Origin of the sequence: Herbaspirillum sp. B65, from assembly GCF_000333555.1 — a bacterium.
In the GTDB taxonomy this organism is placed as follows: Bacteria; Pseudomonadota; Gammaproteobacteria; order Burkholderiales; family Burkholderiaceae_D; genus Herbaspirillum; species Herbaspirillum rubrisubalbicans.
This window is the reverse complement of record NZ_BADI01000088.1, coordinates 1-4,270: the sequence shown is the minus strand read 5'-3', so window position 1 is coordinate 4,270 and position 4,270 is coordinate 1. Positions and strand designations below refer to the sequence as shown.

4 protein-coding genes are annotated in these 4,270 nt (G+C 62.3%); all 4 read right to left on the bottom strand.

Features of this window, described 5'->3' with window-relative positions; all coding sequences use genetic code 11:
- Window positions 1-13: 13 nt before the first annotated feature.
- Genes I5W_RS02680 through I5W_RS02665 form a run of 4 tightly spaced genes read right to left on the bottom strand, consistent with a single transcriptional unit; the run spans window position 14 to window position 4,066 of the window.
- Window positions 14-928 (bottom strand): 2-hydroxyacid dehydrogenase, encoded by a 915-nt coding sequence (locus I5W_RS02680; protein ID WP_044528073.1) that lies wholly within the window; start codon window positions 926-928, stop codon window positions 14-16.
- A gap of 11 nt (window positions 929-939) precedes the next feature.
- Window positions 940-1,695, bottom strand: coding sequence for a class II aldolase/adducin family protein (locus tag I5W_RS02675; protein WP_199901691.1), 756 nt, complete (start codon window positions 1,693-1,695; stop codon window positions 940-942).
- Between the two features lies 1 nt (window position 1,696).
- Window positions 1,697-3,226 (bottom strand): amino acid ABC transporter permease/ATP-binding protein, encoded by a 1,530-nt coding sequence (locus I5W_RS33935; protein ID WP_044528071.1) that lies wholly within the window; start codon window positions 3,224-3,226, stop codon window positions 1,697-1,699.
- Between the two features lie 30 nt (window positions 3,227-3,256).
- Window positions 3,257-4,066: an ABC transporter substrate-binding protein gene (locus tag I5W_RS02665; protein ID WP_044528070.1), complete on the bottom strand. Its 810-nt coding sequence runs from the start codon at window positions 4,064-4,066 to the stop codon at window positions 3,257-3,259.
- Window positions 4,067-4,270: the final 204 nt, after the last annotated feature.

The window sequence follows — 4,270 nt, the reverse complement described above, 5'->3', positions numbered from 1 at the left end:
CCCGATACACTATTCACACAGCCTCCCCACTGCGCACCCGCTGCAGATTATCCAGAATCTGCCCGACGATCACCTCCGGCTGCGCACTCGACGCCATATGCGGCGTGACCACCACGCGCGGGTGTGCCCACAGGGCGTTCGATGGCGGTAGCGGTTCCTGCGCAAACACATCCAGCACAGCCCCGCGCAAGTGCTGCCGGTCCAGCGCTTCCAGCAAATCCTCCTCCACCAGATGCTCACCCCGGCCACAATGCACCAGCGCTGCGCCCGGCTTCATCGCCGCAAACACTTTGCGGCCGAGCAGCTTGCGGGTGGCGTCCGTCAGCGGCAAGAGGCACACCACGATATCGGGCGCCTGCAGGAATGTGTCGAGCGAATCGCCACCGGCATAGGTGCTAACGCCATTGATGTGACGCGCCGAACGCGACCAGCCACTGACGGTAAAACCCTGATCGCACAACACCCGGGCCAGATGGCTACCCAGCGCACCCAGCCCCATCAGGCCGACATGGGTCTGATGCGCGGGCTTTTGCACCGGGATCTTCCACACGCGCTGCACCTGCTGCTGCAGCGCCTGATCCAGCGCACGGTGGTAATACAGCACGGACCACAGCACGTATTCGGCCATGCCTGCGGCCAGCGCAGGATCGACGATACGGCAGACGGGGACTGCGGGATGGGCCTGCGCCGGGCCGAGTACATGATCGACACCCGCCGCAATCGACGAGATCAGACGCAGATTGGGCAAGCTTTCGATGACTGCATCAGGCGGATACCAGGCCGCCACGGCGTCGACCGCGGCGGGGTCAGGCAGATCCGGCCATAGCCGCACTTGCAGCTCAGGCATACGGCGCGCGGCCTGCTCACGAAAGACCGCGTGCAGATCGCTGAGGTCATCGGTGGCACTGCAAAGCAGCAAGGTAGGCATACGGCGGCCCCTCAGTCGCGGTAAGAAGGATCGATGCGGTCCAGGCGGCGCAGCCAGGCCTGCCAGAGGATCTGGCGTTCATGTTCGACGCTTTGCAACTGCTCGCAGGCGTGCTGGCTGAGATGCGCGGGTATCTCGGTGACGGGGCCGGCGATGGCGGCCATCTGCGCGGCGGCCATCTGGATCTCGCAGGCGCGGTTAAGGTAAAACATGACGTAAAACGCGTCAGCCACCGTGGCGCCCACCGACAACAGGCCATGGTGGCGCAGCAGCAAGGCAATGTTGTTGCCGAGCGATTGTTGAATGCGTGCGCGTTCCTCCAGATTGAAGGCCACGCCTTCGTAGACATGCACACTCAAGCGCTGGTGAAACTCGGTGCTGATCTGATTGAGCTGCAACAGTCCCTGCTCGCAGGCCGCTACCGCCATGCCGGGCAGCGTGTGGGTGTGCAGCACGCAGTGGGCATCCTCGCGGGCCATGTGCACGGCGCTGTGGATGGTAAAACCGGCCACGTTGTAGTCGGCCTTGCCGGAGACCACTCGTCCGTGCAGGTCGATCACCAGCAAATCGCTGGCACGCACCTCGTCGAACATCAGTCCGAAGGGATTGATGAGGAAACGATCGTCCTCCGGCGCGGCATTGGCCGCACGCGGCAGCCGTACCGAGAAGTGCGTATAGAGCGTGTCATCCCAGCCGAACAGCGCGGCCAGTCGGTACGCGGCGGCAAGGTCACGGCGCAGGCTGAGTTCGTCAGAAGTCATCGTCATCTCAAGAGTCCAATCCTATGAAGCGGCGCACGCGCAGGGTCGCGGCGTCCGTGGCGGTGGCCTGACGGATGTGCTGGGGCGAGGCATCCAGCTGGACGCGGCCATTTTCCATGAACAGCACACGATCCGAAATCGTCAGCGCGAAGTCCATCTCGTGTGTGACGATCACCATCGTCATGCCCTCCTGGGCCAGATCCTGGATCACTTTCAAGACCTCGCCGACCAGCTCAGGGTCTAGCGCCGAGGTGGGTTCGTCAAACAGCATCACATCGGGCGACATGGCCAGTGCGCGGGCAATCGCCACCCGCTGCTGCTGCCCGCCCGAGAGCTGGTGCGGGTATTTGTGCTGGTGCGCCAGCAGGCCAACCTTGTCCAGCAGTTGCAGGGCTTGGGTCTTGCGCAGCACCGCATCGGCCGGCTGGTGATGATAGCGCGGCGCCAGCAACACGTTCTCCAGTACGCTCAGATGCGGGAACAGGTTGAAGCTCTGGAACACCATGCCGATGCGGCCGATGCCATTGCGTACCAGGCTGCTGTCGAGCGAAGCATGGGCGCTGATATAGCCTTCGCCGAAGAGGATGATCTCGCCCTGGTCGATCTTCTCCAGCGCATTGATGGTACGGATCAGCGAGGTCTTGCCGGAACCCGAGGGCCCGATGATGGAGACCACCTCCCCTACCCCCACCTTCAGGTTCACCCCTTTGAGGACCTGATGCACGCCATAGGATTTGTGGATGTCGATCAACTCCAACGCGCTTGGCTGGCCTGCCGCCTGGGTCACCGCTGGCACGGCCGGCAGTGCACCGAGCTGGTTGCGCAAGGTGCTACAGTCGGCCTCGCTGAGGGTGGCGGGATGACGCGTCTGCAGATCCAGCCGGCGCTCCAGCCAACCCAGCAGCGTGCTGAACAGGGTGACCAACAGCACGTAATACACGGCCACACCCAGCAGGGTTTCCATCACCAGGAAATTTTGCGAATACAGCCGCAGGCCCGTCATCAACAACTCGGGCAGGGAGATCACCGACACCAGCGAGGTCAACTTGATGATGGTGACGTATTCGTTGATGAGAGTGGGCAAGGCAATGCGGAACGCTTGCGGGATGACGATCAGCCGCATCGTGCCGAACAGGCTGAAGGCCAGCGCCCGTCCCGCTTCGCGCTGGCCGCGGGCGACCGACTGCAGGCCGCTGCGGTGGATTTCAGCCATGTAGGCGGCTTCGGTGAGCACCATGGCGACCAGGCCGGCAAAGAAGGGATCGCCGACGATGCTGCGGCTCATCGGGAATATCTGCGGCAGGTTGAATACCACTACCACCACGACCAGCAGCGGCAGACTGCGGAAGAGCCAGATATAGAGCCCCGCCGCCCAGTTGACCCAGCGCGTGCCGGAGGTGCGGGCACAGGCCAGCAAAAAGCCCAGCACCATCCCCAGCACCCAGACGAGCGAGCCGAGCTCAACCACCGTGAGGCAGGCGCGCCAGAAGATCCCCATCGAAAACAAGGACCAGAAATACGACCAATCTAATGCCATGCGGGGGCTCCTGGAGGGTCAAGCTGGAAATTACTTGGCGGCCACAGGCTCAAGATCGTACTTCTTGATCAGGGCTGCATAGTCGCCGCTGGCCTGGCTTGCCGCCAGCGCCTTTTGCAATGCCTGGTACAGGCCGGTATTACCCTTCTTCACGTAGATGCCGAGCGTCTGCGGATACACCAGAGCGGGCGAGCTGATCACGATACGGCCCTTGCTGCGTTCGGCCAGCATCTTGGCGGCACCGGCGATTTCCATCTGCGCCTGGATGTTTTTCGACAGCAGGGCTTGCGAGACTTCGGGTGCAGTCGGGAACTCGCTCACGGCCACTGCTGGCTTGCCATGGGGAGTACAGTAGTCGGTGGACAGCTTCTTCAATGCGTTGACCCAGCTGGTGCCGGCCTGCAGACCAACCTTCAGGCCGCACAGATCGTTTTCGGTCTGCGGCATCACACCGCCATCCTTGGCTACCATGATGGCCGCGCCAGTACGGCCATAGGCGATGGCATCGGCCTGGGCCGTGCGCTCGGGGGTGATGTACATGCCGGAAATGACGGCATCGAACTGTCCTCCGCCCAGACCCAGAATCAGGCTGGGGAACTTGGTGTCGACAAAGGCAGGCTTGACCTTCATCACCTTGCCCAGCATCTCGGCGAACTCGGGATCAAAGCCGACCACCTTGTCGCCTTGCCAGGATTCGAACGGCGGATAGGTGATCTCCATGCCGACCTTGAGCTGGCCGGGAACCATGGTTTGCGAAAACGCCGTCAGCGGCAGCAAGGCCGACAAGGCAAACGTGAGCAGACTACGCTTGAACGAAACGGTATGGAGGGTAGTGGTCATGGCGCTGGACTCCTGGAGCGAAGGGGCTGGAAAAACAAAAAGGAACAGAGAACAAGGACGGAAGCTCAATGGCTCTGGGGCGATTTGGGCCGGGTGTAACCGAAACTGCCAGGCTTCAAGGCAGCGACAGGCAGGGTCATCTCACCGGCTGCCACCTTGCGCTTGAGGTAGTATAGGTTTGCTGGGCCTGCGAATACATGTGCT

Excerpts from the sequence above, each read along its gene's own strand:
- I5W_RS02680 (WP_044528073.1), bottom strand. The coding sequence starts at position 928 with ATGCCTACCTTGCTGCTTTGCAGTGCCACCGATGACCTCAGCGATCTG.
- I5W_RS02675 (WP_199901691.1), bottom strand. The coding sequence starts at position 1,695 with ATGACGATGACTTCTGACGAACTCAGCCTGCGCCGTGACCTTGCCGCC.
- I5W_RS33935 (WP_044528071.1), bottom strand. The coding sequence starts at position 3,226 with ATGGCATTAGATTGGTCGTATTTCTGGTCCTTGTTTTCGATGGGGATC.
- I5W_RS02665 (WP_044528070.1), bottom strand. The coding sequence starts at position 4,066 with ATGACCACTACCCTCCATACCGTTTCGTTCAAGCGTAGTCTGCTCACG.